Genomic DNA, 2,500 nt, shown 5'->3' on the forward strand with positions numbered 1-2,500 from the left:
AGGGCCGGGACCCTGTTGGGGGAGTTCACCCCTTCGTAAACACGGACGCGCATTCCACATGCGCGGTGTGCACGAACTGGTCGACCGGCGTGACCGGCCCCATCGTGTAGCCCGCCCGCACCAGAATGGCCGCGTCGCGGGCGAAAGTGGACGGGTTGCAGCTGATAGAGACGATTACCGGCACGCCGGACCCGGCCAGCAATTCCATCTGCTCCTTTGCGCCGGCGCGCGGCGGATCGACCACCACCATCGCAGCGCCGGAAAGCTCCCGGATCGACAAAGGCTCGCGGGCCAGGTCTCGGCGCAGGACCGATACGGGTTTCAGGCCCGGCGTATGGCGGGCGGCATGGTCGAGCGCGGCCAAAGGCGCGGCTTCCCCCTCCACCGCCCTTACCGGCGCCCGCTCCGCCATGCGCAGGGCGAAGGCACCGGAACCGGCATACAGATCGATGACATGACGCGATTCCTTCGGCGCGACCTTGAGGGCGGCATCCAGCGCCTCCATCACGATGGCGGCCAGAACCGCCTCGCCAGCGTCGGTCGCCTGCAGGAAGCCGCCAGGCGGGGGCGCGACCTTCGCCTTGCCGAAATGGACAATCGGAGGCGTGCCTTCGGCAATCAGCTCGCGCCCGATGGTCAGACGTGCCCAGCCCTCGCGGGCCAGCAGTTCCCCGCCTGTCAGCCGGTCATCAAGTGTCACTTCACCCTTGCGGTCGACATGTACGTCAAGGCCCGGCTCGGTCGCCGTCACGGCGATAATGGCGGTATCATGCCTGGCGTTGAGCACCGCCATGGCGAGTTCGCGCAAGGCTGGGAACGACTTGCGGATGCGCGCTTCGGCAACCGGGCAGTCATTCGTATCCGCGATGGCCTGCCCGGCGCGTTCGGTAAAGCCCAGGAGCAGGCGGGTGCCCATCTTTCGCGCATGCAAGGCGACGCGGCGGCGGCCCTGCCCGCCTGCATCGACCAGCTCGAGCAAAGGCGCGTTCAGGCCTTCGCGGGAGAGCGCGTCAGCCACCAGCGCCCGCTTCCAGCGGCGATACGCATCGTGCTGCCAGTGCTGGAGGGAACAGCCACCGCACTTTTCCGCGACGGAACAGAACGGCTCGACACGTTCATCCGATGTGGTGAGGCGGCGGGCTATCCGGCCACGCTCGCCGCGCGCAAGGATTTCTGCGGCCTCGCCCGGCAGTAGACCGGGCACGAAAACCGTCTCGCCGGTTTCAGGAACCGTGCACAGCGCATCGCCGCGCGCACCAATGGCGCGGGCAGTCAGCGTCAGGGCCTTCTCGGCAACCGGGCGGCCTTGGGAAGATGAACGGGAACGGCGCTTCATAGCGGTGCGTTTGCCCCTCACCGGGCCGTATCGTCAAGCATCATGCACCCCTGACGGCTTCGGGCGAACCTGAAGGCCGTGTTCATGTTCGGCTCAGCTTGGCATTGTTACCGTCTGGTTAATTGGCCCGTTCCTGGCCCCTTGAACCCAAGGAGGACGCCCTATGGCGACCGGAAAATTGACCCTTTCAGCAGCAGCCATTGCCCTGATGACCGCTTTTGCCGCTCCGGCAGAACTGCCCTTCGCACCGATGGCGCAGGCCGCTGGCGCTCTTGATCTCGATACCGACGCGCAAGAGCGCGAGGGCCGCCGGGGTGGCGGTGAAGGCCGCGGATCACGCGGCGGTGGCGACGGTGAGGCCCGTGGCCCGCGCGGCGGCGGCTATGAAGGCCGTGGCCGTGGTCAGGGCGGCGGGCGTGAAGGCGGCTGGCAAGGCCGCCGGGAAGCATCCCAATCCGGTGGCCAGCCCTCCGGGCGCGGCCAATGGCAAGGCCGCCGGGAACAGGCGCAGGCACCACAGCAACGTCCGCAAGGCCGTCCTGACTGGCAGGACCGCCGCCAGGCACAAGCCCCGCAACAGCGCCGGGAAGGACGCCCCGACTGGCGTGACCGCCGCCAGGCTCAGGCACCGCAACAGCAAGGCCGGCCCGACTGGCGCGACCGCCGTCAGGCTCAGGCGCCCCAGCACCGCCCGCAGGGCCAGTGGCAAAACCGTCCGCAACATCGTCCGGCCCAGCAGGCGCAGTGGCAGCAGCATCGCCCGCAGTATTCACGGCCGAGCTATCGTCACCGGCACTATAATGTGCGCTACTCCCGCTCCCATGCGGTGCGCGCGCCTGCGGTCTATCACAACCACTATTATGTGAACCGGTACGGTCGTCGCAATGTGCGCTGGAACCCGCCTGTCCGTATCGTCCACCACCACATCAACTATTCCGGCTGGACGTATAATCCGCGCTATCACTCCAACTATGGCCGCGCGAACTTCTACTACACGGACGGGGTCTGCCGTCCGAGCGGTGGCAGCGTGGCTGCGGGTGCGCTCGTCGGCGCGCTTCTGGGCGCTGCGGTTTCCGATGGTGATGCCGGCGCGCTGCTGGCTGGCGGCCTGATCGGCGGCGGGCTCGGCGATTGCAGGCCTCATCCCCACCCAAGGCCTTGTCG

1 protein-coding gene and 1 pseudogene are annotated in these 2,500 nt (G+C 67.9%); one reads left to right on the forward strand and one right to left on the reverse strand.

The annotated features are described in order from the left end of the window. Nucleotides 1-25: 25 nt before the first annotated feature. Nucleotides 26-1,336, reverse strand: coding sequence for a class I SAM-dependent RNA methyltransferase (locus ACTS2Z_RS04680; protein WP_442572065.1), 1,311 nt, complete (start codon nt 1,334-1,336; stop codon nt 26-28). 178 nt (nt 1,337-1,514) lie between these two features. Between ACTS2Z_RS04680 and ACTS2Z_RS04685 the strand changes: the two are divergent. Next, nucleotides 1,515-2,500, forward strand: a pseudogene (locus ACTS2Z_RS04685) (hypothetical protein); the annotation flags it as partial.

The organism is Glycocaulis sp., from assembly GCF_052168375.1.
Classification (GTDB): Bacteria; Pseudomonadota; Alphaproteobacteria; order Caulobacterales; family Maricaulaceae; genus Glycocaulis.